This is a genomic window from Actinoplanes sp. NPDC048791 (genome assembly GCF_040650095.1).
In the GTDB taxonomy this organism is placed as follows: Bacteria; Actinomycetota; Actinomycetes; order Mycobacteriales; family Micromonosporaceae; genus Actinoplanes.
The window spans coordinates 1-2,092 of sequence record NZ_JBEZGQ010001276.1 but is presented as its reverse complement, the minus strand read 5'-3'; the positions used below and the strand labels follow the sequence as shown (position 1 = coordinate 2,092).

The following is a 2,092-nucleotide window of genomic DNA, read 5'->3' as shown; positions in this document are numbered from 1 at the left end:
CAGCAGTTCACGTCTGGTGGACACTGATCCTCCCCGGTCAGCCACGACGCCGCGGCAGGGTGAAGCGCCAGCCCTGGGCGCGCAGCTCGGGAATGATCCGGTCGACGGCCTCGACGGTCTGGCTGCGGTCGCCGCCGCCGTCGTGCATGAGCACCACCGCGCCCGGGGTGATGCGCTCACGCAGCCGCTGCACGAGCACGTCGGTGCCCGGCGGCTCCCAGTCGGCGATGTCCATCCGCCAGCCCAGCGGCTGCATGCCCAGCTCGGCCGCGACCTGCGGGCTCTGTCCCCAGCTGCCGTACGGCGCCCGGAAGTACGGGATGCGGGCGTGCGGGACCGCCCGGCGGATCGCCGCGCTGGTCTCGATCAGGTCCGCCCTGATCTGTTCCGGGGTCCAGGGGCCGAAGTCGTCGTGGTGCATCGAGTGGTTGCACAGCACGTGCCCGGCGGCGGCGATGCGGCGCGCCACCTCGGGATGCTCGACGACGTGGTCGCCCCACAGGCAGAACACCGCGCGCACGTGCCGCCGGCGCAGCACGTCGAGCAGGCGCAGGGTGTCGGGCGGGTTGGGGCCGTCGTCGAAGGTGAAGCTGACGACGTCGCCCGGCCCGCGGGCGGTGTCGACCACCACGGCGGTCGGGCCGCCGGCCTCGGCGGGGCCGGTCAGGCCTCCGGCCAGCAGCAAGGCGGACATCGGCACCGCCAGCCGGCACCACCACTTCGGACGATGAGACATGACATCCTCACGATCGATTCCGGGGACCCGTTGCTCCGAAACTTTCGGAAACCGCGCAGCCGAACGTCCGTAACATAGAACCCGGTCGAAGTCGCGTCAAGAAGGCGCTGCGCCCCAGATCACGCGCTCGGCTCATTGATCTTCGCCGTTATCTGTCCACGTTGTTACCTGTTGACCGGTGACCAGGATCGGCATATGTTCCGGTCACGTAACGGAAGTTCTCGGAACCTCTCGGCCGTCCACGGAAGGCCGGAACAGAATGGACAGACGATGAGAGTTCGCGTTCTCGCCGGCGTCGTTCTCCTGACGACCCTCACCCTGACCGGCGGTCCCGCCGCCACCGCCTCCCCGGCCAAGCCCGGCCATCCGGCCCCCACCGGGCTGCGGTCCCTGGCCGACCGCGCCGACCTGCGGATCGGCACCGCCGTCGACATGGCGGCGCTGGCCGACGACGAGGCCTACCGGGCCGCCGTCGGCCGCGAGTTCTCCACGGTGACGGCCGAGAACGTGATGAAGTGGGAGGCCACCGAGCCGCAGCAGGGCGTGCACGACTGGGCCGCGGCCGACCGGCTGGTCGACTTCGCCCGCGCCCACCGGCAGAAGGTCCGCGGGCACACCCTGGTCTGGCACAACCAGAACCCGGCCTGGGTCACCGAGCAGGCCTTCACGCCCACCCAGCTGCGCGAGGTGCTGCGCCGGCACATCATCGACGAGGTCACGCACTTCCGCGGCAAGGTGTGGCACTGGGACGTGGTCAACGAGATCTTCAACGACGACGGCACCTGGCGGGACAGCATCTGGCTGCGCAACCTCGGACCCGGCTACGTCGCCGACGCGTTCCGCTGGGCGCACCAGGCCGACCCCCAGGCCAAGCTGTTCCTCAACGACTACAACAACGAGGGCCTCAGCGCCAAGAGCGACGCGTACTACGCGCTGGTCAAGCAGCTCAAGGCCCAGGGCGTGCCGGTACAGGGGTACGGCATCCAGGGCCACCTCGCGGTGCAGTACGGCGTACCCGGTGACGTGCTGGCCAACCTGCGCCGCTTCGAGAAGCTCGGCCTGCAGACCGCGTTCACCGAGGTCGACGTGCGGATGCCGCTGCCGGCCGACCCGATCAAGGTGCAGGCCCAGGCGCAGGGCTTCACCGCCCTGCTGCAGGCGTGCCTGCTCGCCGACAAGTGCGTCTCGTACACGCTGTGGGGCTTCACCGACCGCTACTCGTGGGTGCCCGGCGTCTTCGCCGGCGAGGGTTCCGCCACCCCGTACGACGAGAACCTGAACCCCAAGCCGGCGTACGCCGCGCTGCGCGACACCCTGGCGCTCGCCGGTGCCGAGCAGGATCAGCGCCCGGCGAGC

Annotated in this window: 2 protein-coding genes; one reads left to right on the top strand and one right to left on the bottom strand. The window is 70.5% G+C overall.

Annotated features, from left to right (window positions below; translation table 11 throughout):
* Positions 1 to 37: 37 nt before the first annotated feature.
* Positions 38 to 736 carry a polysaccharide deacetylase family protein gene (locus tag AB0C29_RS45355; protein ID WP_360834147.1) on the bottom strand — a complete coding sequence of 233 codons (699 nt, stop codon included), beginning with the start codon at positions 734 to 736 and terminating at the stop codon, positions 38 to 40.
* A gap of 270 nt (positions 737 to 1,006) precedes the next feature.
* On the opposite strand from AB0C29_RS45355, the gene AB0C29_RS45350 reads away from it, so the two are divergent.
* Positions 1,007 to 2,092 (top strand): endo-1,4-beta-xylanase (locus AB0C29_RS45350; protein ID WP_360834145.1); only part of this gene is annotated, 1,086 nt, incomplete at its 3' end.